This window comes from Rhizobium sp. BK098 (genome assembly GCF_014193155.1).
In the GTDB taxonomy this organism is placed as follows: domain Bacteria; phylum Pseudomonadota; class Alphaproteobacteria; order Rhizobiales; family Rhizobiaceae; genus Rhizobium.
Genome location: NZ_JACHYY010000001.1, coordinates 940,080 through 966,138 on the forward strand (window position 1 = coordinate 940,080; position 26,059 = coordinate 966,138).

Below are 26,059 nucleotides of genomic sequence, written 5' to 3' on the forward strand. Positions count from 1 at the left end.
TGAGGTCAGATCCGGAGAGGAGCGCCCCGGTATGCCGCCCGACACTACGGGCGGCTTTTTTTTTGATTTTCGCTGCGTTATGTGTCGATGACTTCTATCGACAAGCAGAGCAAGACATGGATGACGAACAGCTGCCGCGCCCAGAGCCGGAAAATCCGCGGCCGCAGCAGCGAGCCCCGGCCTTCAACTTGCCTCCTGCCATTCTGGCGAGCCTTGCCGTCCTAATCGTCATTTTTGCGGTCATGAACCTTCCCTGGTGGTCGGACGATACGCTGAACTGGATTTATTTCGCCTTCAGCTTCATCCCGGCCCGCTATGCCTTTCCCTTGTCACAGCAGGGACTGGAATGGCTTTGGACGCCTGTCACCTATTCGCTGCTGCATGGCGGGATCGAGCATATCGTGTTCAACAGCCTTTGGCTGATGGTCTTTGCGGCACCCGTGGCGCGACGCATCGGCGCCCTGCGCTATGTGATTTTCTGGATCTTCTCATCAGCCGCCTCCGCCTTCCTGCATGCGGCACTCTACTGGGGCGACCAGACGCTGTTGATCGGTGCGTCCGGTGTCGTCTCGGCGCTCATGGGAGCAGCTTGCCGTTTTGCCTTTCCGGCCATGGACAGTCGCAGAGTGTCCATGCGGCAGGCGCATCTCAACCCGCGCCTCGGCATTTTGCAGTCGCTTCGAAGCCGGACAGTTGTCGCCTATATCGTCATGTGGGTTGCCGGCAATGCGCTCGTTGCTTTCGGCATCAATCTTGCGGGCGACAGCTCACAGCCGGTGGCCTGGGATGCTCATATCGGCGGCTTCCTGTTCGGATTCCTGCTTTTCGCCCCCTTCGACCGGCAGCCGCCTGAGGAAGTTCGGGAACCTTTACCACTCGATGAATGAGCTGTTGCTTTCTTACTGACACAGGCGCACCATTGGCATCCGTCGATCATGGGATGAGGAGATCGATCGACCGACGGGCAAAGCGCCGGTTTGAGCTCCGGGGGTAATTTCGGAACATATCGGACGCTTCAGGTGTTCATCATGCTTTCGAGATGGGAGGATCGAATGTCAGTTTCCGTAAAGGCCATACTTGAAGCCAAGGGCCGCGACGTCGTGACGACGGGCGGCAATACGACCGTTGCAGAGGCCGCGAAAATCCTGAACGAGAATCGGATCGGCGCTATCGTCGTTGTCGGACCGGGCGGCAAGATTTCCGGCATCTTCACCGAGCGGGATGTGGTCAATGCCGTTGCCAAGCATGGGCAGGAATGCCTCGACAAACCGATCGCATCGATGATGACGGCCAAAGTGCACCGCTGCAAGGAAGACACGACAACCGACGAATTGATGGAACTGATGACGATGCGCCGCTTCCGTCATGTTCCCGTCGAGGAGAAAGGCAAGCTTTCCGGCATCATCTCCATCGGCGACGTCGTCAAATGGCGTATCCGCGAGATCGAACTCGAGGCCGAACAGATCAAGGCCTATATCGCCGGGTGAGGCGAAGTTCGAGGCTGCCCATGCAATCGACCCGCGGGTCGATTGCAGCGATTAGCTTCATAACCCTCAAGCGAAGGGCGGGTTGCTTTTCACAGCTTTTCGGATGACACGCTAGCGCGCGTAGGTTTCCTGCATGCGGCGGATTTCCGGCAACCTCGTCAGAGCCTCCTCATAGCCGCGTTCAATAGCTTCGCCGGCGCGATGGAATTCCGACAGACCGATATCGCTAAGGCGGGGATGCATCGCAAGATCCGGCGGGTCTCCGGCCAGACGGGCACGAGCAATCCTATCCTGGATGATATTGAAAGCCTGCACCATAACGCCGGTCATGCCGAGTTTCATGGGCGGCGTCTCATCCCGCCGCAGCAAATCTCCGTTTGGCTGGCCCACATTGTGTTTGACGACAGCCGAGCGGCCGAAAAGGTCATAGTTCAGATTGACCGCCGCCACGAGCGGCTGCTCATACGAACGGCATACCGAAACCGGAACCGGATTGACGAGCGCGCCGTCGACCAAGGTACGGCCATTGCTTCGTACCGGCTCGAAAATGCCGGGCAGGGCATAAGAAGCCCTTAGCGCCGTGATCAACGAGCCGTTGGCAATCCAGACTTCATGCCCGGTATTCAATTCCGATGCGACAGCGACAAAGGGGCGGTCCAGATCCTCGATCGAAAAGCCTTCCAGGTGCTCCTGCATGCGCTTGGTCAACCGCATGCCGCCGAACAGGCCGCTGCCACCGATGGTCAAGTCAAGAAGACTGGCGATGCGGCGCATCGTCAAAGAACGGGCAAAGGCCTCGAGTTCGTCTAGCTTGCCGGCAAGATAGCAGCCGCCAACCAGGGCGCCGATTGATGTGCCGGCGATCATGCCGACTTCAATGCCTGCCTCGTCGAGCGCGCGCAGAACGCCGATATGCGCCCAGCCGCGCGCTGCCCCGCCGCCGAGCGCCAGAGCGATTTTGACTTTTCTGGGGGGAGACGGAGGAAGAAGTGGATTGGAGGTATCCTGCGAGAGGCCTGAACCCGTCAAGTTCTGTCCGCCGTTATGACGATTCAAGCCCCAATTCAGCATTTAAACGCCTCCTCCAAGGCTCCGTGTGCCTCGGCTAAAATACTGTCCCTTTTTCGTTTCGAAATCGTATACTGGTTGTGGCTGGTTGAAACACCATCCCCGATAGGTCTACTGCTTGTAAACTTCTTCCGGATTGAAATGCAGGTGATCGTCGGTCACGCTCAGTACCGGCTTGCCATCTTCAAGCTCGACCGTTCGGTAGAAGCAGGAACGACGGCCAGTATGGCATGTTGCGTCATGTCCGGCCACCTCCACTTTCAGCCAGATTGCATCCTGATCGCAATCCGTGCGGATCTCCTTGACCGATTGCAGGTTTCCGGAGGTTTCGCCCTTTTTCCAGATCTTTCCGCGCGAGCGGCTGAAATAATGCGCCGTGCCTGTCTTGATCGTCAGGGCGAGCGCTTCGGCATTCATGTGCGCAACCATCAGCAGCTCGCCATCCTGCGCATCGGTCACGATCGCGGTGATCAGGCCGCGGTCGTCGAAGCGAGGGGTGAAATCGCCGGCATCCTCGAGTTCGGATTTATCTTCGGAAGGCGCATTGAAAATCAGATTCATCTCCGGCTCTTTCGTTGAAGCCCGGTCAGCGACCTCGGACCAAAGACATGAAGCGGGCCTGCTCAGCCGGATCGGCCTTGAAGGCACCCGTGAAGGTCATCGTCAGCGTGGAGGAACCCTGTTTCTGCACGCCGCGCATGGCCATGCACATATGCTCGGCGTCGATCATGACCGCGACACCGCGCGGACGCAGCGTATCGTCGATCGCATTGGCGATCTGCGCCGTCATGGCTTCCTGCGTCTGCAGGCGACGACCGAAGATCTCGACGACGCGAGCGATCTTGGAGAGGCCAAGCACGCGGCCGTTCGGCAAATAGGCGACATGCGCCTTGCCGATGATCGGCACCATATGGTGTTCGCAATGGGAGAAAAACGGAATATCGCGGACGAGGACGATGTCGTCGTAACCCGAAACCTCTTCGAAGGTCCGGCCGAGCACGTCTTCGGGATTCATGTCGTATCCGGCGAAAAGCTCGCGGTACGCCTTGGCAACACGTGCAGGTGTATCGAGCAGGCCTTCGCGTTGCGGATCATCGCCAGCCCAGCGAAGCAGAACGCGAACTGCGTCTTCGGCTTCCTTCTGCGACGGGCGTTCGGAATCAACGGCTTGCGGAAAGTTCTTTACAATGGCGTCCATTACCTGTGATTCTCCTGATCCGCCAAGCGGATCTCATCTTGTCGGACTCGCCACTGGCATTCCCCGAGGTACGGAGATTGTGTACCTTTGGCGGGCTCCGGGGCGTTCTGGCTGGCGGACAAGCCTGCCGTCCTGCACGGTTTCCCATCAAACTTACAGAAGACCATTGCATTTCGATGGTCTTCGAACGACATACATATAGTATGGCATTGTCCCTGTGAAAGTGTCCTAAGCGGACACGCTGTGTTTTTTGTTTTGAAACGCAAAACAGGTGCATCGGAGCGAAATCTGTGATGGACGACATCTACAACAGCAAAATCCTGGAGTTTGCCGGCAATATCGGCCGCATCGGCAGCCTTCCCGACGCCGATGCCAGCGCCCAGGCCCATTCCAGACTGTGCGGTTCTCGCGTCAAAATCTGGCTGAAAATGGACGGCGATGTGGTGACCGATTTTGCCCATGACGTCAAGGCCTGCGCGCTCGGCCAGGCATCGTCGTCGATCATGGCCCGCCATGTTGTCGGTGCTTCGGCGGAAGAAGTCCGCAAGGCCAGGGAAGACATGCTTGCCATGCTCAAGGCTGACGGTGAGGGGCCGGATGGCCGTTTTGAGGATATGCGTTACCTGAAGCCCGTCAGGGATTACAAGGCGCGTCATGCCTCGACGATGCTGACATTCGATGCGGTCGTGGATGCCATCGGGCAGATTGAAGTAGCGCGTCAAGGCGGAAATGCCAAAACGGCTGAAGCCGTCTGAGCGGGCTGATCATGTGCCAATTCTGTCTTATGCAGGACGAGGATGAAGACGAAGGTGGTGCTGCTCCCTCCAGGCGAGCACGGCGGGATGCATCACTGGCCGGCGACAGGGCAATAAAGTCGCGCAATTATGCTGGGCCTTTCCGCAAGACGCCCGACCGGCTTTTCGGAATGGGCCTCATTCGCCTCTATCAACTGACGCTTTCCGGCTTCATCGGCAATTCCTGCCGCCATATCCCGACCTGCTCGGAATATGGCTATGAGGCAGTTGCCCGCCATGGGCTTTGGGCTGGCGGCTGGATGACACTGTTTCGTGTGGCGCGCTGTGGCCCGGGAGGGACAAGCGGGCTCGATCCTGTGCCTGGAGAACTGGAGCTGCGCTATCACTGGTGGACTCCCTGGCGCTATTTCCGCCTTGGGCAAAAGGCTGCCTGACCGTTGGCGGTCTACGTCGCGCTGCTCTACAGCATTGGCCTCAACTCGGGCCGCAGAGTTGTTATGACCGATCTCAAGGCCATGGCGGAGAGTTTGGGCTTTCGCAATGCCCGAACGCTTGTCGCAACCGGCAATCTCGTTTTCGAAGCCGAGCCGCAGCCGATTGCGTCGATCGAGGCACAACTCGAAGCGGGTTTTGCCTCGGCTTTCGGCAAGCATGTCGACATCATCGCGCGTGATGCCGACGCATGGCTGAAACTTGTCGAGGGCAATCCTTTCCTCGACGGAATCGCTAGCGAGGTCATCGTGCGAGTGATGCGCCAGCCGCTCGAACCGGACGTTCTTGATATGCTCGCGAGATACAGGCGAGATGAGCGCATGGCCGTTGTCAACGGCGATCTCTGGATCGATTTCGGTCTCAAAGCCAGCGAGTCGAAAATGCTGCCGGCTTTGACGACAAAGCGGCTCGGCATTGGAACGATGCGAAACTGGAACACCGTGCGCGGTTTAGCCGAGATGGTCCGAGCCTAGCGCCGCTTTTCCTTTACTCGAATAGGAAATACCGCTATCAGGCGCGCGGACTTAAGTACGCATTTACTTGGTCCGCATCTTTCGAAACCACCCGCATTCGTTGGCGGGACTGGACAAGGAGAATATAAATGTCCCAATCCGTTTCCCTGACATTTCCCGATGGTTCCGTGCGCAGCTTCGCTGCCGGCACGACCGGTCGCGATGTCGCCGAATCCATTTCCAAGTCACTTGCCAAGAAAGCTGTCGCCATTGCCGTCGACGGCACCGTGCGCGATCTTTCCGATCCCGTGACCGACGGCAAGATCGAGATCATCACCCGGTCGGACGACCGTGCGCTGGAACTGATCCGCCACGACACCGCGCACGTGCTTGCCGAAGCCGTACAGGAGCTTTGGCCGGGAACGCAGGTGACGATCGGCCCGGTCATCGAAAACGGCTTCTATTACGATTTCGCCAAGAACGAGCCGTTTACTCCCGATGATCTGCCTGTGATCGAGAAGCGGATGCGCGAGATCATCCAGCGCAACAAGCCGTTCACCAAGGAAATCTGGTCGCGCGAGAAGGCGAGGGAAGTCTTTGCCGCCAAGGGCGAAAACTACAAGGTGGAGCTGGTCGATGCGATCCCGGAAGGTCAGGATCTGAAGATCTATTACCAGGGCGACTGGTTCGATCTCTGCCGTGGTCCGCACATGGCTTCGACCGGCCAGATCGGCAACGCCTTCAAGCTGATGAAGGTCGCCGGCGCCTATTGGCGTGGGGACAGCAACAATCCGATGCTGACCCGCATCTATGGCACGGCGTTTGCCGAGCAGGCCGACCTGGATAACTATCTGCACATTCTTGCCGAGGCCGAAAAGCGCGATCATCGCCGTCTCGGCCGCGAAATGGACCTGTTCCATTTCCAGGAAGAAGGCCCCGGCGTCGTTTTCTGGCACGGCAATGGCTGGCGCATGTTCCAGACGCTGGTGTCCTATATGCGCCGGCGGCTGCAGGGCGACTATCAGGAAGTCAACGCACCGCAGGTGCTCGACAAGTCGCTTTGGGAGACCTCGGGTCACTGGGGCTGGTACCGTGACAACATGTTCAAGGTCACCGTCGCCGGCGACGATACCGACGACGATCGCGTCTTCGCGCTGAAGCCGATGAACTGCCCGGGCCATATCCAGATCTTCAAGCATGGCTTGAAGTCTTACCGCGAACTGCCGATTCGCCTTGCGGAATTCGGTGCCGTGCATCGCTATGAGCCTTCGGGTGCGTTGCATGGCCTGATGCGCGTGCGCGGCTTTACGCAGGACGATGCTCACATCTTCTGCACCGACGAGCAGATGGCGGCCGAGTGCCTGAAGATCAATGATCTCATTCTCTCAGTCTATGAGGACTTCGGCTTCAAGGAGATCGTCGTTAAGCTCTCGACCCGCCCCGACAAGCGCGTCGGTTCGGACGAACTCTGGGACCGTGCCGAAAGCGTGATGATGGACGTGCTGAAAACGATCGAGGCGCAGTCCGAAGGGCGCATCAAGACCGGTATTCTGCCGGGCGAGGGCGCTTTCTACGGTCCGAAGTTCGAATATACGCTCAAGGATGCCATCGGCCGTGAATGGCAGTGTGGTACGACCCAGGTCGATTTCAACCTGCCGGAGCGCTTCGGTGCCTTCTACATCGACCAGCACTCGGAAAAGACGCAGCCTGTCATGATCCATCGCGCCATTTGCGGTTCGATGGAACGCTTCCTCGGCATCCTGATCGAGAACTTCGCCGGCCACATGCCGCTGTGGGTCTCGCCGCTGCAGGTCGTCGTCGCGACGATCACCTCGGAAGCCGATGCCTATGGCGAAGAGGTGGCGGAAGCGCTGCGCGATGCCGGTCTCGATGTCGAGACCGACTTCCGCAACGAGAAGATCAACTACAAGATCCGCGAGCACTCGGTAACAAAGGTTCCGGTGATCATCGTTTGCGGCAAGAAGGAAGCCGAAGAGCGTTCGGTCAATATCCGCCGCCTCGGCAGCCAGTCGCAGACATCCATGTCGCTCGACGAGGCGATCGCCTCGCTTGCTCTCGAAGCGACGCCGCCGGACATTCTGCGCAAGCGCGAAGCACGGCGCGTCAAAGCCGCTTGACGCCCTCATACCTGGCGGCACCTTCAGGGTGCCGTCAGAGAACTGACATACAGCTTTCATATAGTTGATGAATCAACGCGTTGCTGTGGCTGCAGCATGTGACGCAACTGAGACCATAGGAGCGGGGCAGCCCGTCGCGCACTTGGAATTCAAAGAATTATCCTACGCCAACGAACGGGACACGCGGATCAAGCGCTGGTTCATCCGCTCCATCGAAGGTCTTTCCGGCAGGGACCGTTACGCCCGGCTCTACGATATCTGGCGCACCGATATCGTCGGCAAGAGCGAGCGGGTCTTCGGCAAGATGCTCGATCTCATCGATGTGCGCCTGCTCATCAAGGGCGAGTGGCCGCCGAACCAAATTCCAGAAGCGCCGATCGTCATCGTCGCCAATCACCCCTACGGCATCGGCGACGGCATCGCGGTGCTGGCGCTTGCCGAGCAACTGGGGCGCCCCTTCAAGGTCCTAATCAACAACGAATTGTTGAAAGTGCCTGAAATGAACGACTATTCGCTGCCGGTTTCCTTCGAGGAAACCAAGGAAGCGATGGCAATCAACATGAAGACCCGGCATGAGGCTGTTCGCCTGCTCAAGGAAGGCACGACGATCATCGTCTTTCCAGCCGGCGGTGTGGCAACCGCTAAGAAGGGTTTCGGCCGGGCAGAAGATCTGCCCTGGAAAATATTCCCGGCAAAACTCATTCAGGCGGCCCGCGCCAGCGTCATTCCCATCTATTTCGAGGGGCAGAACGGCCGGCTGTTCCATTTGGCAAGCCGGATTTCGATGACCCTGCGCATCTCACTGCTAATCCGCGAATTCCGGCGTCTCTCCGGCAGCACCATCACTGCCCATATCGGCGCTCTTCGCAGCTGGGAGGCCCTTAGCGAGGGCAGTGACCGCAAGGATCTGCTAGCGAAGCTCTATGGCGCAGTCTTCTCCATGGCCCCGCCGAGAAAGGTGCTGCGGCGCCGGGCGGGATGAATCGCGAGACTTTTGTCGCCGAGTGACAACTGTCTGGATGGTTCGCGCCAGCGACCAAATGGCGCCGCAGTCGTCAATCCATGCTATCGCCGTCGTCGCCGCCAGCGGCCGGCGCCAATTGTTCATAGGTGGGCAGCGGCTGCTGGTTGGTCGTGGCCGGCGGTGTCTGGCTCTGGCGCATTGGCGGCATCTGGATCGGTAGCTGTCGGGCCGATTGTTCGGTATCGACCTCCTGCGGCTGTTGCTGTTTCATCAGCACTTCCACATCCGTATTCATGCCGGCGGCGACGGTAAAGTCGCGCTGATAGATCTTGTCCTTGTTTCGGGCGACGGCCGTGTAGCGGCCTTCCGCAAGCACCATGGTCGGGAACGCGCTGACGCTTTCGCCAACGATATCGCCCGCAGCTGTCAGGATCGACCAGGCAGTATCGGCGATTGCCTCACCGCCGGCATCCGAAACCAGCTTGAAGGTGATCTTTGCCGCCCTGTGCTGAATGGTCGCTTCCGTCACCTTGCCGGCTTCCACCTGGATATCGGCGCGGATGACGGCATTGACCTCGCCGTATTCGGAAACGACATGATAGGTGCCGGCACTCAGGCCGACCAGCGTGTTCGGCTTGACATCGTCCATGACAAGACCACGCTCGCCGTCCTCCTTGGTTTCGCTCGAATAGATCGAGAAGCTCAGCTCGTTCGGAGGGATACGGACATCGGGCCCGGATACGGCGTTCAGGACCATGCCACCGGCATCGAGAACCATCGTCTGCTTCTGGGTGTCGCCGCTTTCAGGCACGCTCAGCCGCTTGGTGACGCCGGCGCGGCCGAAAGAGACATTGACGAAATAATCGCCCGGCAAAAGGTGAAAGGAGGCCGAGCCTCCGCGCGAACTGGCGACCAGCGGCAGTTTGCCATCAGCGCCCGCAATCGGGCTGAAGACGTACCAGGCGAGGCCCTGCTGCTGCGGGCCGCTCTGGGGCGTGAGCTTGGCTTCGAGGGAAACGTCGCGCAATGTGCGCGCAGGCGAATTCTCGCCATTCGGTGCCACGAAAGCATTGAGCTTCGGCATCTTGACGCTGCCGTCGAGCTGCTTGAATTCCTTAAAGGCATCCTGTGCCGGAACGGCAGTGTTCATGCTCACAAGCATCGCGAAAGCCGCGCTCAATCGGCGAGCGGATGAAATGCCTGACATGAATACCCAACCGATTGACTTCCGATAAAACACACGCCACTTCAAAACCAATGCGGTGGCAAATTCAAGACCTACATCCCATAAAGCCCAAATGAAGGCAGTTCCTTAATGAAAACCGATATCAAGCTGGTCGACTATCTCGCGGTGCGCCGATCTATTCCTGCGTTTCAAATGTCGGAACCAGGCCCGGACAAGGCTGAAATCGAGGAGATTCTTCGGTTGGCCTCCCGTGTGCCGGATCATGGCAAGCTCGCGCCATGGCGCTTCATCGTCTATCGCGGCGGGGAACGCGCCCGCATCAGTGAAGAGCTGCTGAAGCTCGCGCTGGAAGCCAAGCCCGATCTGTCGGAAGAAATGATTCAGGTCGAGCGCACCCGCTTCACTCGTGCACCCGTGGTCGTCGCAGTCGTCAGCAAGGCGGCACCGCATTTCAAGATCCCGGAATGGGAGCAGTTGATGTCGGCGGGCGCGCTGTGCTTGAACTTGCTAATGGCGGCCAATGCCCATGGCTGGGTCTCCAACTGGCTGACGGAATGGTTCGCCTTCGACGAACGTGCCTATCCGCTGCTCGGCGTAAAGCCGGGCGAGAAGGTTGCCGGCTTCATCCATATCGGCTCGACAAGCTTCCCGCCCGTCGAACGCCCGCGCCCGGAGCTGTCGGAAACGGTGACCTGGATCGGCGGCGAGGACGCGTGATGTTCTATACGACAGACACCAATCGCCACGGTCTGGCGCATGATCCTTTCAAGGCAATCGTCGCGCCGCGGCCGATCGGCTGGATCGGCAGCAAGGGCAGGGATGGTTCGCTGAATCTCTCGCCCTATTCCTTTTTTAACGCCGTCAGCGATCGGCCGAAGCTGGTGATGTTTTCTTCCGCCGGTCGAAAGGATAGCGTGCGCAATGTCGAGGAAACAGGCGTCTTTACTGCCAACCTCGTCAGCCGCCATATCGTTGAGAAGATGAACCATTCTTCCGTTGCCGTTCCCTATGGCGTCAACGAATTCGAGCTTGCCGGACTGACGGCGAAGCCGGGAGAGCTGGTCGACGCGCCCTATGTCGCCGAGGCCTTTGCCGTGCTCGAATGCAGGGTGACTGAAATTCTGCAACCCAAAGGTCTCGATGGGGAGGTATCGGAAAATATCATGGTGATCGGCCAGGTCGTCGGTATCCATATCGACGAGACGATCATTCGCGGAGGCCGGCTGGACATGGCGTTAGCGCGCCCCATCGCACGCATGGGCTATATGGATTATAGCGAGGGCAGCGAGGTCTTCGAGATGATGAGGCCAAAGGCGCCCTGAAGGCGCCACTCATGCCTGCAGGCGAAAGGTTAACAAGCAAGGTAAACGTCCCGTAAACCTTTGCCCGATAAGGTGAAGTATAGGAATTTGCGGGGCAAGAATCGCCCCGCCGATATCGGGGCGTTACGTGATTATAGAAGCATTCCTTCGCTGGGCTGAAACCGCCAAGGCAGAAAGCAGAACCCGGGCGGCCAATGCGCTCGGCAGGGCCTATCTGCAGTCGGAGATGCCTAGGGAAGAGCGTGCGGCCGCCGAGATGGCGATGACCTATCTGCTCGACGATCCGTCTCCTCGCGTGCGGCTGGCGCTCGCAGAAGCGGTCGCGCATTCGGCCGGCGCCCCGCGGAACGTCATTCTATCTCTAGCCGAGGATCAGCCTGAAATCGCCGGGCAGATCATCCTGTTTTCGCCCGTGTTCACCGATGCCGATCTCGTCGATCTCGCATTGCGGGGTAGTGACGTGACGCGGGTACTGATCGCGTCACGCGGGGAGGTGCCGTGTGCCGTCTGTGCTGCGCTTGCCGAGATGGGCGGAGAGGTCGAAATTCTGTGTCTGCTCGAGAACGACGGTGCCTTGCTTTCACAGGCCTCCCTCAAGCGCATCGCCGAGCGCATGGGTGACTCCGCTGACATACGCGGACTGCTTCTTTCCCGGGACATTTTGTCCGCAGATATCAGGCACTTGCTAATGCGGCACGTCAGCGAAGCGCTTTCGGAATCGCCTCTCGTCCAGAGTTTTGTCGGCAGCTCCAGGCTGCAACAGGTCACGCGTGAGGCGACGGAATCCGCAACCGTTGCCATTGCAGGAACGGCGCAGCACGAGCAATTGCCTGATCTGGTCGAGCATCTAAGGCGCAGCGGCTGGCTGACACCGGCATTCCTCATGCATGCGCTATGCTCCGGCAAGGTCGATTTCTTTGCCTGCGCGATCACCAATCTTTCCGGATGCGACGAACGACGTGTGCGCTCGATCGTTTCCAGAGGACGTGTCCATGCCCTGCGGGCTCTCTACGAGAGCGCAGGGCTACGCCGAGATATCAGCACGATCTTCGTCGAGGCGACGGTGATCTGGCGCGAATCCTCCCGTAAGAACGGTACGGCGATGCTGGAAGATGTTTCTTCGCGGCTGATGCGAAAGTTCCGCCTTGCGGAGCAAAGCCCGGTTGCTGCAACGCAGCTCCTCGACATGGTCGAGAAGCTTGCCAATGCCGAAAAGCGGCAAACTGCGCGCAGCTTTGCCGCACTGGCAACGCTCGCCGCCGCGTGATATCCAGCCGGCGTTCTAAAGCGCGTCGCGATCTTTCAGATTCGCTTCCCGCGCTTTAGGTCCTTGATTTTGCGCATCGCAAAACCGCCGCACACTTTTGCGCGACATGCTCCAGGTTCCGAGGTTCATCTTGTCACTGACGATCGCTATCGAATCCCCGCGTCAGGAAGGCGTCATTCGCCTTCTCGACATGTCCAGCGCCTATGCGGAATCGCTCTATCCGGCGGAAAGCAACCATATGCTAGATCTGTCTTCGCTGGAGAAGGCGGAGGTGACCTTCTGGGTTGCCAGGGCAGAGGGGATGATCGTTGGATGTTGCGCGCTGGTGGAAGCCGGTGACGGCACGGCCGAGATCAAGCGCATGTTCGTCGATCCGGCCGCCAGGGGCCGAAGCGTCGCCCGCAGGCTCATGGAAACGCTCGAAGCGGCGGCGCTCGAAAAAGGTCTTTCCGCAGTGCGGCTTGAAACCGGCATATATCAACCGGAAGCGATCGGACTCTACCGGAAATTCGGTTATCTCGAAATTCCGCCTTTCGGCAGCTATCAGCCGGATCCACTGAGCCTTTTCATGGAAAAACGGCTGAAACAAACCAGCTGAGCAATCAACCCTCGGCAGCGTCCCGGACATGCAACTGCAGTTCGGGCTCCTGTGCGTGCTGCTCCTCGGTCAATTCGGCTTCGCGAATCCATTCGCGCCAAATGGCAACGATGATGGCCATCAGCACCGGGCCGATGAAGAGCCCGAGGAAGCCCATGGTCTTCACGCCGCCCACCAGGCCGAAAAAGGTTGGCAGGAAGGGCAGCTTGATCGGCCCACCGACGAGTTTGGGGCGAAGCGTCTTGTCGACAATGAAAAGCTCGATCGTGCCCCAGAGGAAGAGGCCAATACCGGCCCAAAGCGAGCCGCTGGCGACGAGATAGATCGAAACGAGCGACATCGAGAGCGGGGCGCCACCCGGCACAAGAGCCATGACGCCCGTGAGAACGCCGAGCGTAATGGCCGATGGAGCGCCGGCAATCCAATAGGCCACACCGAGAACGATGCCTTCACCGATAGCGATCAGCGTCATGCCCATGACGGTAGAGCTGATCGTCGCCGGCACGACGCGGGAAATCCGTTCCCAGCGATTGGGAAGGATACGTTCGCCGAGCAGATCGACCTGGCGAACGAAGGTCGAGCCATCGCGATAGATGAAAAACAGCGCGATCAGCATGAAGAGCAGGGTCAAGACGACGTGGAAGGCGCCACCGCCTGCCGCGAGTACTGCCCTGTAGATATTGCCGATATGGGCGCCGCTTACGAGCTGCGCCAACTCACCGAGTGAGCCAGGGCTGCCGACATATTGTGTCCACTGCTCGCCGAGCCAGGAGCCGACGACCGGCAAAGCCAGAATCCATTGCGGCGGCGGCGCCCCCTCACGATTCACATGGATTGCCCAGCCGAACCAGTCGCGTACTTCTCCGGCCATGTAGAGGGCTGAAAGAACGATCGGCAGAACCAGAAAGGTCACGATGAATGCGATGGCGATGGTGGCGGCAATTGTCGTATTCCCGCCCGTTCGCCGGACGATATCGCTGTAAAGCGGCCAGGTGGCAAAGCCGATCACCGCGGCGGCCAGAACCGGAACGAGAAAGCCGTAGAAGAAATAAATGCCGGCAATGGCAATCAGAATCAGCAGCCAGCGTGCCGCGGAAATGGATGGGATCAAAGGCATGCGCGCATGCGCGCTCGGCCCCAGCCACCGGTGTTCCTTTGGCTTATGACGTTCAAATACACCCACCGGTCTTACTTCGCCCCAATTTACTAGATCATCCGGTTATGGGGTATGATCTAGGCCGTTTCAAGAGCAACGGCTTCAAGCTTCTTATTCAGCCGTCATGACAATAGCACGACTGCCCTGCGCGCCATAATCAAGGCCACAAAGCATCTTGAATGCAAAAGACTGAGTTTTTTGCATCGAATTGAAACTGTTTTGGTGAGCAGGATCAGCAAATCCGTTCGGCGGTTGGTGCGCCGTCAGATATCCAGATCCTCCGCAAAGGCAGCACGCTCCTGAATGAAGCGGAAGCGTGCGTCGGCCTTGGTGCCCATCAGATTGTCGACCGCGTCGCGCGTGCCTTCGAAATCCACTTCGTCGATCTCGACGCGCAGCAATGTGCGCTTGGCCGGGTCCATCGTCGTTTCCTTGAGCTGGGCCGGCAGCATTTCGCCCAGACCTTTGAAGCGGCTGATCTCGACCTTGCCTTTGCCCTTGAATTCCGTCTGCATGAGTTCCAGGCGGTGGGCGTCGTCGCGGGCATAGATAGATTTCGAGCCCTGCGTGATCTTGTAGAGCGGCGGTACGGCCAGGAAGAGATGGCCCTGGCGGATCAGCTCAGGCATCTCCTGATAGAAGAAGGTGATGAGCAGCGAGGCGATGTGAGCGCCATCGACGTCGGCATCGGTCATGACGACGATGCGCTGATAGCGAAGATCTTCCTCGCGGTATTTGGAGCGCGTGCCGCAACCGAGCGCCTGGACCAGATCGGCAATCTGCTGGTTGGCGGAAAGCTTCTCGCGACCGGCGCTGGCGACGTTGAGGATCTTGCCGCGCAGCGGCAGGATCGCCTGATTCAAGCGGTTGCGCGCTTGCTTGGCAGAGCCACCGGCCGAGTCACCTTCGACCAGGAAAAGTTCCGCGCCAGCGGCGGAGTTCTGCGAGCAGTCGGCCAGCTTGCCGGGCAGGCGCAGCTTGCGCACAGCCGTCTTGCGATTGACTTCCTTCTCCTTGCGGCGGCGCATGCGCTCTTCGGAGCGCTCGATCACCCATTCCAGCAGCTTCTCGGCTTCGGCCGGATTATCGGTGAGATAATGGTCGAAAGGGTCACGCAGGGCGTTTTCGACGATGCGCTGTGCTTCGACCGTCGCGAGCCTGTCCTTGGTCTGGCCGACAAATTCCGGTTCGCGGATGAAGATCGACAGCATGCCGACGCCGGATATCATCACGTCATCCGTGGTGATATTGGCCGCACGCTTGTTCTGGGTGAGATCGGCGTAGTTTTTCAGGCCCTTGGTCAATGCGATGCGGAGGCCCGCCTCATGCGTGCCGCCTTCCGGGGTCGGAATCGTATTGCAATAGGAATGGATCTGCGGGTCGCCGCCATACCAGGTGATGGCCCATTCGAGCGAGCCGTGGCCGCTTTCCTTCTCAGACTTGCCTGCAAAGATTTCACGGGTGACGGTGAATTCGTTGCCCATCGTCGCCTTGAGATAGTCTTTCAGGCCGCCCGGGAAGTGAAAGACCGCCTTTTCCGGAACATCGGCACCTTCCGGCGCCAGCTCGGGATCATAGCCCCAGCGGATCTCGACGCCGCCGAACAGATAGGCCTTGGAACGGGCCATGCGGAAAACGCGGGCCGGATCGAAACGGGCGTGATCGCCGAAGATCTGTGGATCGGGATGGAAGCGGACGCGGGTGCCGCGCCGGTTATGCACATCGCCCAACTCTTCCAGGCCGCCCACCGGCAGACCCCGCGAGAAGCGCTGGCGATAGAGCTTGCGGTTACGGGCAACTTCGACTTCGAGGTCGTCCGACAACGCATTGACGACGGACACGCCGACACCGTGCAGACCGCCCGAGGTCTCATAGGCCTTGCCGTCGAACTTACCGCCGGCATGCAGCTTGGTCATGATGACTTCGAGCGTCGATTTGCCGGGCACCTGCGGATGGTTTTCCACCGGAATGCCACGGCCGTTATCCGTGACGGTGAGATAACCTTCCCGATCGAGATAGACTTCGATGAAATTGGCGTGACCGGCCACAGCCTCGTCCATCGAGTTGTCGATCACTTCGGCGAAAAGGTGGTGCAGCGCCTTCTCGTCCGTGCCGCCGATATACATGCCGGGGCGCATGCGGACCGGCTCGAGCCCTTCGAGAACACGAATCGAACTCGCGCCATATTCCTCCGACGACTGGGTCGGCGCCGCCGCGCGCTGTGCGGGCGCAGGGGGCTTTTCTGCCTTTACCACCGGCTTTTCCGCTGCCTCCGGCTTCGGGGAGCGGGGGAGTCCGGAGAAGAGATCGTTGCTATTGTCCATAGAATTTCAAGCTGCTCAGATTTGTTCTGGTGGGGCCAGACCCCTTCATTATCGCATTTGTCGCCGCTATTCGCGAATCACCGCGATTCTGCCAGAAACAGCGCACAAGAGCGATGGCGCCCCACGACGGGGCAGATTCATGAAAGAGATTTGCGTTGCCGGGTGAAGAATGGCAAGCCCGATGGCCGATCGGAGGAAGTATCCGCATGCCAATGTCCACAGCTCATTTGCCCGTTCTGTCCGCAATCTCGGGCATTTTGTTGCTTGCGACCACCTCGGGAACCTCTGCCGAGATGCTCAAGCCGTTCAAGGACGAACTGTTTTCCAGCCAGACGGTCATTGAGAGTCACGACAACGGCGCCTTCCAGACGATCGATTATCAGGAATTGCGTGACATTAACGGCCGCGACCAGATTCCGGAAAAGCGCGTCAAACCGGCTTATGTCGATACCGGCGTGCGCTGGAAGGCGCAGGAGGACGAAACGCTCGAGATCGGCGATCGCAGGGTCGATGTCACCCGCGTAGGCCCCGCATCGAAACAGGCCTTTACCGTGATCTTCATTCACGGCCGAGGCGGCGACCGCCGGCTTGGCTCCAACGATTATACATTCGGCGGCAATTTCAACCGGCTGAAGAACCTGGCTTACAAGAACGGCGGCACCTATTATGCGCCGAGCGTCAGAGGTTTCGACAGCAATGGCGTTGCCGATATCGCGGCGCTCATCCGCTACTCCTACGAGCAATCCGGCGGCAAGCCCGTCATACTAACCTGTGCTTCCATGGGGAGTTTCATCTGCTGGGGCATCACGCGCGATGCCGAAAGCGTCAAGCGGCTGAAGGGCATGGCGATCCTGAGTGGCGTTACCGATCCGGATTTCACGAAGAGCGCTTTCTTCAAGGCAAAGCTGCCGCTCTGGTTTACCCACGGCAGCAAGGATCCAGTCTACGCCGCGGCCGACCAGCAAGCCTTGTTCGAGAAACTTTACAAGGCGCATTATCCCACGCGTTTTACGCTTTTCGAAACCGGAAACCACGGAACGCCGGTGCGCATGACCGATTGGCGCAAGGTTCTCAACTGGCTCGTGGATCCACAGGCGTCGTGAAACACATCGCACAATTCGATTTATTTTCCGGATAAGCATTTTTTCAAACGATTTGAACAGGTTTCGGCCTTGTTCGCTAACTTTCCTTTGCTCCGCCTTTTTGTTAGTCCGATGGATGAAATAGGGGGAGAAACCGGAATGACGAAGACGATACGGCCGCTTTTGGCCGGAAACTGGAAGATGAACGGCACACGCGCGAGCCTGGATCAGATCAAGGCGATCGCGGATGGCGTCAAGACGCCACTGTCGGAGAAAATCGACACGCTGCTCTGCCCCCCGGCGACGTTGCTCTATGTGGCAACGGCGCTTTGCGACGACAGCCCGCTCGCCATCGGCGCCCAGGATTGCCATCAGCAGGTCAGTGGCGCTCATACGGGTGACATCTCGGCCGAAATGATTGCCGACTGCTTCGGCACGCATGTCATCGTCGGCCATTCCGAGCGCCGTAGAAATCACGCGGAAAGCGACATGCTTGTACGCGCCAAGGCACAGGCCGCGCACGATGCCGGCCTGATTGCCATCATCTGCATCGGCGAGACTGCCTATGAACGCAATAGCGGCCAGACGCTCGACGTTTTGAAGCGGGAGTTGATTGGCTCGGTTCCGGATGTTGCGACCGCGGCAACGACCGTAATTGCTTACGAGCCAGTCTGGGCAATCGGCACCGGCGTGGTTCCGACCAGCGAAGATGTCGAGGAAGCCCATGCCTTCATGCGCGCAGAGCTTATCGAACGCTTCGGCAAGGAGGGCGCAAACATGCGAATTCTTTACGGCGGATCCGTCAGCGGTGCGAATGCGCGCAGTCTTCTCGACATTCCGCATGTCAACGGCGTGCTTGTCGGCGGACAAAGCTTGAAAGCCGCCGACTTCCTTGCCATTTATGCCGCATTCGAACGGCAGTTCGCCTGAAGCAACAACTTGCCCGGAGTTCCGGCCTTAAAAGGGCTTGGAATAGGCGAGAGCCTCATGTAAAGAGCCGCGAGCTTTTATTTTTGATGCCCGCACCGGGCAGGACTGGATCTATGCAAACCGTACTGCTTGTCATCTATCTCATGATCGTCGTCGCCCTTATCGGCGTGGTGCTGATTCAGCGCTCCGAAGGTGGCGGCCTTGGCATCGGCGGCGGATCGGGCTTCATGTCTGCGCGCGGTACGGCCAATGCGCTGACGCGCACCACGGCCATTCTTGCGGCGCTGTTCTTCGCACTTGCGCTCGGCATGAACGTGCTATCCCGCTTCGAGGCGCGTCCGACCGACGTTCTCAATCGTATTCCGAGCACGGCGGGTCAGGGCAACGGTATCCTCGATTCGCTTGGTGGCCAGAAGGGTGCTGCTCCGGCAACCACCCAGCCGAAGCCGGCCGACAACAGCGGCGTGCCGAACAGTGGGGCCGTTGCTCCGCAATCGCAGGCGACCCCGCCGGCCGCGACGAATCAGGCAGCACCTGCACAGCAGGCTCCGGCCGCGACCGGTCAACAGACCGCGCCGGCGACGACCACTCCCGCGCCAGCCGACAACGGCGGCGTCCCGACCGGCAAGTAATTCCGGTCGCCAAAGATCATCCCCGGCAGGTCCTCGGATCTGCCGGTTTTGTTTTGTCCATATTCCGCGTTCTGTAGCCAAAATTCCGGAAACGAATTTTAGGGCTAGCGGAATCATTTGTGAAAAGGTATCCGGTGACTCCCATGGCGCGATATGTATTCATCACTGGCGGCGTGGTTTCTTCCCTCGGAAAAGGAATTGCGGCTGCGGCTCTCGGAGCGTTGTTGCAGGCTCGTGGTTATCGAGTCCGCCTGCGCAAACTCGACCCCTATCTGAACGTGGATCCGGGCACCATGAGCCCGACCCAGCACGGCGAGGTCTTCGTCACCGACGACGGAGCGGAAACCGACCTCGATCTCGGCCACTACGAGCGCTTCACTGGCCGCTCGGCCACCAAGACCGATAACATCACCACCGGTCGCATCTATAAGAACATCATCGACAAGGAACGCCGTGGCGACTATCTCGGCGCGACCGTTCAGGTTATTCCGCACGTTACCAACGAGATCAAGGATTTCGTCACCGAAGGCAATGACGAGTATGATTTCGTCATCTGCGAGATCGGCGGTACGGTCGGCGATATCGAAGCCATGCCTTTCATGGAAGCGATCCGCCAACTCGGCAACGACCTGCCACGCGGCACGGCTGTCTACGTTCATCTGACGCTGATGCCCTATATTCCGGCCGCCGGCGAATTGAAGACCAAGCCGACGCAGCATTCCGTCAAAGAACTGCAGGCCCTCGGCATCCATCCCGATATCTTGCTCGTGCGTGCCGACCGGGAAATCCCCGAAGCCGAACGCCGCAAACTCTCGCTGTTCTGCAACGTGCGGGAATCTGCCGTCATTCAAGCGCTCGATGTTGCGAACATCTATGACGTGCCGATGGCTTACCACAGGGAAGGCCTCGATAACGAGGTGCTAGCCGCCTTCGGCATCGAGCCGGCTCCGAAGCCGCGTCTGGAACAGTGGGAAGAGGTCTGCAATCGCATCCGCACGCCGGAAGGCGAGGTGACCATCGCCATCGTCGGCAAATATACCGGTCTCAAGGATGCCTATAAGTCGCTGATCGAAGCGCTGCATCACGGCGGCATTGCCAACCGGGTCAAGGTCAAGCTGGAATGGATCGAGTCCGAGGTCTTCGAAAAGGAAGATCCAGCACCTTATCTCGAGAAGGTGCACGGCATTCTCGTGCCTGGCGGTTTCGGCGAGCGCGGTTCCGAAGGGAAGATCCTGGCTGCCCGTTTCGCGCGCGAACGCAAGGTACCGTATTTCGGCATCTGCTTCGGCATGCAGATGGCCGTCATCGAGGCGGCCCGCAATCTGGCCGGTGTCGAACATGCTTCGTCGACCGAATTCGGGCCCACAAAGGAACCGGTCGTCGGCCTGATGACCGAATGGCTGAAGGGCAACGAACTGCAGAAGCGCACCGCATCGGGCGATCTCGGCGGCACCATGCGTCTCGGTGCCTATAAGGCGGCCCTGAAGAAGGGCACGAAGATTTCGGAAATCTACGGCTCCACCGATATTTCGGAGCGCCATCGCCACCGCTATGAAGTCAACATCGACTACAAGGATAAGCTGGAAGATTGCGGCCTGACCTTCTCCGGCATGTCACCGGATGGCGTGCTGCCTGAGACGATCGAATATGCGGATCATCCGTGGTTTATCGGCGTCCAGTACCATCCGGAACTGAAATCCCGTCCGCTGGAACCGCATCCGCTGTTCTCCAGCTTCATCGAAGCGGCGACGGAACAGAGCCGGCTGGTATAGAGCGCTTCACCGAAGCGCTCTACATCTTTGCTTTTACGCAGTTCCGGACGGAAAACCGCTACGCACTTTTCCTGGAACTGCTTTGAGGACTGCAAATCGCTTGCGGTAGTCGCTTGGGCTTACCGCAAGCCTCTCCCGAAAATGATGGCGCATGGTGGCGAGCGATCCAAATCCACTTGCCACCGCCACATCGTCAAGCGAAGTAGCCGTCTGTTTCTCCAGGAGATCGCGGGCACGCCGCAGCCGCTCGCTGAGCAGCCATTCGCCCGGCGCCATGCCGGTGGTCGCCTCGAAACGGCGCTGAAAAGTCCGCACGCTCATGCCGGCCCGCGCTGCAAGCGTCACAATGGGCTGATCTTCCTGCAGACGCTCTCGCATCCATTCTAGCAGGGGGCCTAAACGCGCGCCCTCGCGCTGCCTTAAAACCGGCGTCTCGATATATTGAGCCTGGCCGCCCTCGCGATGCGGGGGCACCACGAGACGGCGGGCGACGCTATTGGCGGCGTCAGGTCCGAAGTCCCGACGCACGACATGCAGGCAGAGATCGATCGCAGCGGCACTGCCGGCGGCCGTGAGCACCTTATCCTCATCGACATAGAGAACATCGGCATCCACGGATATATCCGGATAGCGCGCCGCGATAGACTCGACATAGCGCCAATGCGTGGTTGCCTTGCGGCCCGCCAGCAATCCTGCGGCGGCGAGGACCGCGACACCAGAGCAGAGAGACATGATGCGGACGCCGCGGCGGCTCGCCGCCTGGAGCTGGGCAACCAGCGGGGCAGGGACTGCCGTGCCTATACCACGCCAACCGGGCACGACGATCAGGTCAGCATCGGCAAGGACCTCGAGGCCATGATCGACCTGCACCGTCAGCCCACCCGCGGCGCGCAGTAGGCCTTCCTCGATCGCGCAGGCGGAAAAGCGATACCAATCCTCACCCATCTCCGGTCGCGGCAGGCCGAAAATTTCGTAGGCGACACCAAATTCGAAGGTGCAGAGCCCGTCATAGACGAGGGTGACGACATGTGGGCCGTGAAGATTGGGGTTATCTGAGTTTGACATGATATTGACGTTATATGGCATTTCGGCCAATTTCAACCACGGGATCGCTCAGGCATGAATGCACCGAAACAAAGAAGGAGCGTTCCATGTCGCTAGTCAGTGAAATCCCCACCGCAGATCCCAGTCTCGTCGCCGAGCACTATGCCAAGAGGCTTGGCTTCGAAACCGATTGCTCCGACGTCTACCAGTCCATGACATCAGGCAATGTCGATTTCGTTCTGCTCGATGTCCGCGGTCCTGCAATGTACCAAGAGAAGCATATCCCGGCTGCGATCAACCTGCCGCATGGCAAGATGACCGCAAGGAAGATGGCGGAATGGCCTGACGATACCCTGTTCGTCGTCTATTGCGCCGGGCCGCATTGCAATGGCACCGACAAGGCGGCTTGGCGCCTGGGCACGCTCGGCAAGCGCGTGAAGGTCATGATCGGCGGCATGACCGGCTGGGCCGATGAGGGTTATCCGTTCGAGAAGGGCTGAGCGCGAGGGCAGAGCTGGCGTATGCAGGGTCTGCCCATTTTTACGACACTGCGAAAAACTTCGGCATCTACGTCATTTGACTGTCGCGTCGCTTTCGTTTCCGTGACACTATGCGAGTAAGCATAATGGGAACAAAAGTATGATCCTTAATCCATTTGACGATGGCGTCGAGCGGCCGAGGGCCAAGATTGCCGTCACCTTCACTCTGTTGGTCGCTTTCAATATTGCCGCGTGGGCTTGGGCCTGGGTCGCTTTTGCAGACCGCCCGTCTTTGCTTGGCATTGCGCTTCTTGCCTATATGTTCGGACTACGCCACGCTTTCGATGCCGATCACATCGCCGCCATCGACAATGTCGTACGCAAGCTCATTCAGGAAAAGAAGCAGCCCTATGCGGTCGGCTTTTTCTTCTCGCTCGGTCATTCCTCCATCGTGGTGATCGCCTCCATCCTGATTGCCGCAACGGCAGCTGCCATGCAGAGCCAGCTCGATTCCTTCCACGATATCGGCGGCGTCATCGGTACGACGGTTTCGGCTGTTTTTCTGCTGCTGATCGGTATGGCCAATCTCCTCGTCCTGAAGGGCGTCTGGTCGGCCTTCAGACGAGCGCAGAGGGGCGAGCGGATCGCAGAGGAAGATCTCGACACGCTGCTTGCCGGCGGCGGCTTGCTGGCGCGCATCTTCCGGCCCATGTTCAAGGTCGTAACTCGCTCCTGGCATATGTATCCGATCGGCTTCCTTTTCGGCCTCGGCTTCGATACCGCAACAGAGATCGGGCTTCTCGGCATTTCCGCCGCTCAAGCCGCGCAGGGCATGTCCTTCTGGACCATACTCGTCTTTCCGGCGCTATTTACCGCCGGCATGTCGTTGATGGATACTCTCGACAGCACGCTGATGACGGGCGCCTATGGCTGGGCCTTCGTCAAGCCGGTGCGCAAGCTTTGGTATAATCTAACCATTACCGCGGCGTCGGTCGTCGTCGCCGTCTTCATCGGCGGCATCGAGGCTTTGGGGCTCATCGCCGACAAACTCGGCCTCGAAGGAGGTTTCTGGAGCTTCGTGGGCGAACTCAACGACAATCTTGCCAACTTCGGCTTCGCCGTCGTCGGCATTTTCCTTTTGAGCTGGCTGGTTTCGACGGTGCTCTATAAAGCCGGAGGCTACGACAACTTGCAGATCAATCGCTCATGACGCATCATTGCGCCCGGGGATCGAGCATGTTTTGACTGGACATCGTCGTCCGCGGCTCCAGTTATATGCGATGAGGGGCCACCACCATGATCCATGCAAGCAGTATTCGCGGCCTAGGACTGACGGCAGGCATCCTGTTCGTCATCGGCGCCGGCACAGCTTTTGCGCAAATTGTCTCGAATTGCCCGCTGCAGCCGACCGTCAGCACCGAACGCCGGACTTTGAATTGCCAGCCTGGGCTTAGCATCACCGTCGAGCGCGGCGCGAATTTCCACCTTGCTGACCGAAATCGGGATGGCCGGGTGGACGCTATCGTGCTCGACAGCAAGGCGGCCTTGGTCGATGTGGATAGTAGCCGTGTTCAGGGTGGGTTCGAAGTGGTAACGCCGCAGGCGATCGCTGCCGTCCGCGGCACGCGATGGGCTGTAGACGCGCAACGTGGCAAGACATCCGTGCTCGTGTTGCGCGGCCGTGTTGCGGTTAACAAGGTATCGACCGGGCAAGGGGTGACGCTCGGGCAAGGGCAAGGTGTCGATGTGGATCGCACTCGCTCTGCCTTGCGTGTCAATCCGTGGGGACAGCCGCGCATAAACGCCTTGATGGCACGCCTCGGCCAGTGAGATCCCGACGCCATGCGCAGACCATCGCTGCAAACGTTGATTGCGCTTCTCTTGACTGTCGCCTGGAGCCTGGGTCTTGGCATTGCGCACCTGCGCGGTGACATTCCCTTCATCGACGGCGCGGAAGCAACACTTACAAATCTCCGCAATACGCTCGGCGGCCACAGCCAACCGCCCGATCTCGTCACGATCGTCGCCATCGACGATGAGACCTCGCGAGTGGCGGGGCGCTATCCCTTGCCGCGCGCCACGCTTGCCAGGATCGTCGACGCCATCTCCGCCCTGGGACCTGGAGCCATCGCCCTCGACGTGCTTCTGGTCGATCCCGGTGACGAAGCCGGCGATGCGGCGTTGGAGCAATCACTCAAGCGGACCAAGGTCGTGCTGGCCGCAGCCGGCATCTTTCCCGAAAGCCGCCAGCGCGTTGTCGACAACAGCAACGAGCCTCTCGCCCGCGTGCCCAGCGCGCTGCAATTCCTCGAACCGCAGCAGCGGTTCGCCGATGCCGCAAGCTATGGCATCGTCAATCTGCAGACCGACAAGGCGGGCACGCCGCGTTTCGTTCCGATGCTGTTTCGCAGCGGCGAACGGATCGAGCCATCCTTTTCGCTACGCGTCGTTTCCGCCGCAAGCGGCGAGCAGACGACTGTTCTTTCCGACCATATCAAGATCGGCGACCGTTCCATCCATACCGACACCGGCTATCTCATGCCGCTCTCGTTCTACGGTCCGCGTGGAACAATCCGCACCGTCAGCGCCAGCGCGGCGCTGAGCGGCCAGTTGCCGGAAGCCGCGATCAGGGACCATGTCGTCGTTATCGGCGCGACCGTTACAGGGGGAGGAGATGTCTTTCCGACGCCGTTCGATCCCGTTCTGCCCGGTGTCGAGGTGATCTCCACTTCCATTACGCATCTGATCTCAGGAGATGGCCTGGTACGCGACCGCAACGTTCGTTTCATCGACCTTTATTTCGCCGTCGGGCTGCCGATTGCCGTTGTCAGCCTTCTTTCATGGCGACGCAGCACCCTAGGTCTGATCATGGTGCTGGGCGTCGTCCTGCTTTGGTTTGCCATCAACGTCAGCGCCTTCAAGCATGGAATTTGGCTAAGCGCCGCCCTTCCGATTGCGGCAACTGTCCCGCCGGCGCTGCTGTTTGGCGCGATCCAGCTTTGGCTCGACCGCAGACGCGCCACCCGCTTCGCCGAACAAAGCCAGCTGTTGCAGCGCATCCAGGCGCCTGGTCTGGCCGAGCATCTTGCGCGCGATCCCGGCCTTCTCGCAGAGCCGGTACACCAGGAGGCGGCCGTCGTCTTCATCGATATCAATGGCTTCACCGGTCTTAGCGAATCGATCGGCCCGACCGCCGTGCGTGAACTGCTGAACGGCTTCTACAATCTCGTCGACGAAGAAGTGAGTGCATCCGGCGGTGCCATTACCAGCTTCATGGGTGACGGCGCCATGATCCTTTTCGGCCTGCCGCATCCAAAGCCTGCCGATCCTGCCAATGCAGCGCATTGTTGCATTCGCCTGGCTCACCGGATGAGAGATTGGCTCTCGGCATTGCCGCAGGGAATAACCTCGCGAATCGGTTTCAAAATCGGCGCTCATTTCGGCACCATCGTCGCCTCCAGGCTCGGCGGCGGCGATCGTCAACAGATCACTGCGACGGGTGATACGGTCAACGTTGCCAGTCGCTTGATGGAGGTTGCCGCAGGTCACCATGCGGAGGCTGCCATCAGCGCCGACCTCTTGCTTGCGGCGGGTCGCGACAGCACTCCCTTCAAAGAGGGGCACCTTAACGGCCCGATCGAAACAAGCCTGCGTGGCCGAGCCGGTTCTTTGACCATATGGCTTTGGCGCGATCGGCCGTGACCCGAGAGATC

At 59.4% G+C, this 26,059-nt stretch carries 26 protein-coding genes; 19 read left to right on the top strand and 7 right to left on the bottom strand.

Features of this window, described 5'->3' with window-relative positions; all coding sequences use genetic code 11:
* Positions 1 to 116: 116 nt before the first annotated feature.
* Complete coding sequence (locus FHT73_RS04545; protein WP_112338984.1) at positions 117 to 887, top strand: rhomboid family intramembrane serine protease; 771 nt, start codon at positions 117 to 119, stop codon at positions 885 to 887.
* Positions 888 to 1,052: 165 nt separating this feature from the next.
* Positions 1,053 to 1,487, top strand: coding sequence for a CBS domain-containing protein (locus FHT73_RS04550; RefSeq protein ID WP_112411793.1), 435 nt, complete (start codon positions 1,053 to 1,055; stop codon positions 1,485 to 1,487).
* A gap of 111 nt (positions 1,488 to 1,598) precedes the next feature.
* Here FHT73_RS04550 and FHT73_RS04555 read toward each other — a convergent pair whose 3' ends face one another.
* From FHT73_RS04555 to folE, 3 genes are all read right to left on the bottom strand, one after another.
* Entirely contained in the window at positions 1,599 to 2,558 is a 960-nt protein-coding gene (locus tag FHT73_RS04555; protein ID WP_015339965.1) for a patatin-like phospholipase family protein, read from the bottom strand.
* A 108-nt stretch (positions 2,559 to 2,666) separates the two neighbouring features.
* Positions 2,667 to 3,116 (bottom strand): phosphoribosyl-AMP cyclohydrolase, encoded by a 450-nt coding sequence (gene hisI / locus FHT73_RS04560; RefSeq protein ID WP_112338982.1) that lies wholly within the window; start codon positions 3,114 to 3,116, stop codon positions 2,667 to 2,669.
* Between the two features lie 25 nt (positions 3,117 to 3,141).
* Positions 3,142 to 3,753: a GTP cyclohydrolase I FolE gene (gene folE, locus FHT73_RS04565; RefSeq protein WP_112398297.1), complete on the bottom strand. Its 612-nt coding sequence runs from the start codon at positions 3,751 to 3,753 to the stop codon at positions 3,142 to 3,144.
* Between the two features lie 290 nt (positions 3,754 to 4,043).
* Between folE and FHT73_RS04570 the strand changes: the two genes are divergently transcribed.
* The 5 genes from FHT73_RS04570 (at position 4,044) to FHT73_RS04590 (ending at position 8,572) form a co-directional block, all read left to right on the top strand.
* Positions 4,044 to 4,508: an iron-sulfur cluster assembly scaffold protein gene (locus tag FHT73_RS04570; RefSeq protein WP_112338980.1), complete on the top strand. Its 465-nt coding sequence runs from the start codon at positions 4,044 to 4,046 to the stop codon at positions 4,506 to 4,508.
* Positions 4,509 to 4,519: 11 nt separating this feature from the next.
* Positions 4,520 to 4,942: a membrane protein insertion efficiency factor YidD gene (yidD, locus tag FHT73_RS04575; protein WP_112420438.1), complete on the top strand. Its 423-nt coding sequence runs from the start codon at positions 4,520 to 4,522 to the stop codon at positions 4,940 to 4,942.
* Between the two features lie 3 nt (positions 4,943 to 4,945).
* Positions 4,946 to 5,473 carry a DUF1697 domain-containing protein gene (locus FHT73_RS04580; RefSeq protein WP_183710055.1) on the top strand — a complete coding sequence of 176 codons (528 nt, stop codon included), beginning with the start codon at positions 4,946 to 4,948 and terminating at the stop codon, positions 5,471 to 5,473.
* A 128-nt stretch (positions 5,474 to 5,601) separates the two neighbouring features.
* On the top strand, positions 5,602 to 7,590 hold the full coding sequence (thrS, locus tag FHT73_RS04585; RefSeq protein ID WP_183710056.1) for a threonine--tRNA ligase: 1,989 nt from the start codon (positions 5,602 to 5,604) through the stop codon (positions 7,588 to 7,590).
* Between the two features lie 142 nt (positions 7,591 to 7,732).
* The gene (locus tag FHT73_RS04590) at positions 7,733 to 8,572 is read left to right on the top strand and encodes a lysophospholipid acyltransferase family protein (protein WP_112338976.1); all 840 of its coding nucleotides are present in this window, start codon (positions 7,733 to 7,735) and stop codon (positions 8,570 to 8,572) included.
* Between the two features lie 73 nt (positions 8,573 to 8,645).
* Here the strand turns inward: FHT73_RS04590 and FHT73_RS04595 are convergent, their stop codons facing one another.
* On the bottom strand, positions 8,646 to 9,716 hold the full coding sequence (locus tag FHT73_RS04595) for a hypothetical protein (protein ID WP_246698830.1): 1,071 nt from the start codon (positions 9,714 to 9,716) through the stop codon (positions 8,646 to 8,648).
* A 153-nt stretch (positions 9,717 to 9,869) separates the two neighbouring features.
* On the opposite strand from FHT73_RS04595, the gene FHT73_RS04600 reads away from it, so the two are divergent.
* From FHT73_RS04600 to FHT73_RS04615, 4 genes are all read left to right on the top strand, one after another.
* Positions 9,870 to 10,457 carry a nitroreductase gene (locus FHT73_RS04600; protein ID WP_112602681.1) on the top strand — a complete coding sequence of 196 codons (588 nt, stop codon included), beginning with the start codon at positions 9,870 to 9,872 and terminating at the stop codon, positions 10,455 to 10,457.
* Complete coding sequence (locus tag FHT73_RS04605) at positions 10,457 to 11,062, top strand: flavin reductase family protein (RefSeq protein WP_112602679.1); 606 nt, start codon at positions 10,457 to 10,459, stop codon at positions 11,060 to 11,062. Before FHT73_RS04600 ends, FHT73_RS04605 begins: the two co-directional genes overlap by 1 nt.
* Before the next feature lie 112 nt (positions 11,063 to 11,174).
* Positions 11,175 to 12,329: a DUF2336 domain-containing protein gene (locus tag FHT73_RS04610; protein WP_112602677.1), complete on the top strand. Its 1,155-nt coding sequence runs from the start codon at positions 11,175 to 11,177 to the stop codon at positions 12,327 to 12,329.
* Between the two features lie 130 nt (positions 12,330 to 12,459).
* On the top strand, positions 12,460 to 12,927 hold the full coding sequence (locus FHT73_RS04615) for a GNAT family N-acetyltransferase (RefSeq protein ID WP_183710057.1): 468 nt from the start codon (positions 12,460 to 12,462) through the stop codon (positions 12,925 to 12,927).
* 4 nt (positions 12,928 to 12,931) lie between these two features.
* Here the strand turns inward: FHT73_RS04615 and FHT73_RS04620 are convergent, their stop codons facing one another.
* Positions 12,932 to 14,110 carry an AI-2E family transporter gene (locus tag FHT73_RS04620; RefSeq protein ID WP_112411785.1) on the bottom strand — a complete coding sequence of 393 codons (1,179 nt, stop codon included), beginning with the start codon at positions 14,108 to 14,110 and terminating at the stop codon, positions 12,932 to 12,934.
* A 236-nt stretch (positions 14,111 to 14,346) separates the two neighbouring features.
* Positions 14,347 to 16,407, bottom strand: a complete 2,061-nt coding sequence (gene parE / locus FHT73_RS04625; protein ID WP_183710059.1) for a DNA topoisomerase IV subunit B — start codon at positions 16,405 to 16,407, stop codon at positions 14,347 to 14,349.
* Positions 16,408 to 16,613: 206 nt separating this feature from the next.
* Here parE and FHT73_RS04630 point away from each other — a divergent pair, with 206 nt between their 5' ends.
* The 4 genes from FHT73_RS04630 to FHT73_RS04645 all read left to right on the top strand — a co-directional run bounded on the left by FHT73_RS04630 (position 16,614) and on the right by FHT73_RS04645 (position 20,823).
* Positions 16,614 to 17,510 carry an alpha/beta fold hydrolase gene (locus FHT73_RS04630; protein WP_183710061.1) on the top strand — a complete coding sequence of 299 codons (897 nt, stop codon included), beginning with the start codon at positions 16,614 to 16,616 and terminating at the stop codon, positions 17,508 to 17,510.
* 138 nt (positions 17,511 to 17,648) lie between these two features.
* Positions 17,649 to 18,419 (top strand): triose-phosphate isomerase, encoded by a 771-nt coding sequence (gene tpiA, locus FHT73_RS04635; protein ID WP_183710063.1) that lies wholly within the window; start codon positions 17,649 to 17,651, stop codon positions 18,417 to 18,419.
* Positions 18,420 to 18,532: 113 nt separating this feature from the next.
* Positions 18,533 to 19,051, top strand: coding sequence for a preprotein translocase subunit SecG (secG, locus tag FHT73_RS04640; RefSeq protein WP_015339948.1), 519 nt, complete (start codon positions 18,533 to 18,535; stop codon positions 19,049 to 19,051).
* A 134-nt stretch (positions 19,052 to 19,185) separates the two neighbouring features.
* Complete coding sequence (locus FHT73_RS04645; protein ID WP_015339947.1) at positions 19,186 to 20,823, top strand: CTP synthase; 1,638 nt, start codon at positions 19,186 to 19,188, stop codon at positions 20,821 to 20,823.
* Between the two features lie 33 nt (positions 20,824 to 20,856).
* Here FHT73_RS04645 and ftrA read toward each other — a convergent pair whose 3' ends face one another.
* A complete protein-coding gene (gene ftrA / locus FHT73_RS04650) occupies positions 20,857 to 21,909 on the bottom strand; it encodes a transcriptional regulator FtrA (RefSeq protein WP_183710065.1) in 1,053 nt (350 codons plus the stop codon).
* A gap of 65 nt (positions 21,910 to 21,974) precedes the next feature.
* On the opposite strand from ftrA, the gene FHT73_RS04655 reads away from it, so the two are divergent.
* The 4 genes from FHT73_RS04655 (at position 21,975) to FHT73_RS04670 (ending at position 26,048) form a co-directional block, all read left to right on the top strand.
* The gene (locus tag FHT73_RS04655; RefSeq protein WP_112398305.1) at positions 21,975 to 22,367 is read left to right on the top strand and encodes a rhodanese-like domain-containing protein; all 393 of its coding nucleotides are present in this window, start codon (positions 21,975 to 21,977) and stop codon (positions 22,365 to 22,367) included.
* Between the two features lie 139 nt (positions 22,368 to 22,506).
* Complete coding sequence (locus tag FHT73_RS04660; RefSeq protein WP_183710067.1) at positions 22,507 to 23,556, top strand: HoxN/HupN/NixA family nickel/cobalt transporter; 1,050 nt, start codon at positions 22,507 to 22,509, stop codon at positions 23,554 to 23,556.
* Between the two features lie 86 nt (positions 23,557 to 23,642).
* Positions 23,643 to 24,176, top strand: coding sequence for a FecR domain-containing protein (locus FHT73_RS04665; RefSeq protein ID WP_183710069.1), 534 nt, complete (start codon positions 23,643 to 23,645; stop codon positions 24,174 to 24,176).
* Positions 24,177 to 24,188: 12 nt separating this feature from the next.
* Entirely contained in the window at positions 24,189 to 26,048 is a 1,860-nt protein-coding gene (locus FHT73_RS04670; protein ID WP_183710071.1) for an adenylate/guanylate cyclase domain-containing protein, read from the top strand.
* Positions 26,049 to 26,059 lie beyond the last annotated feature (11 nt).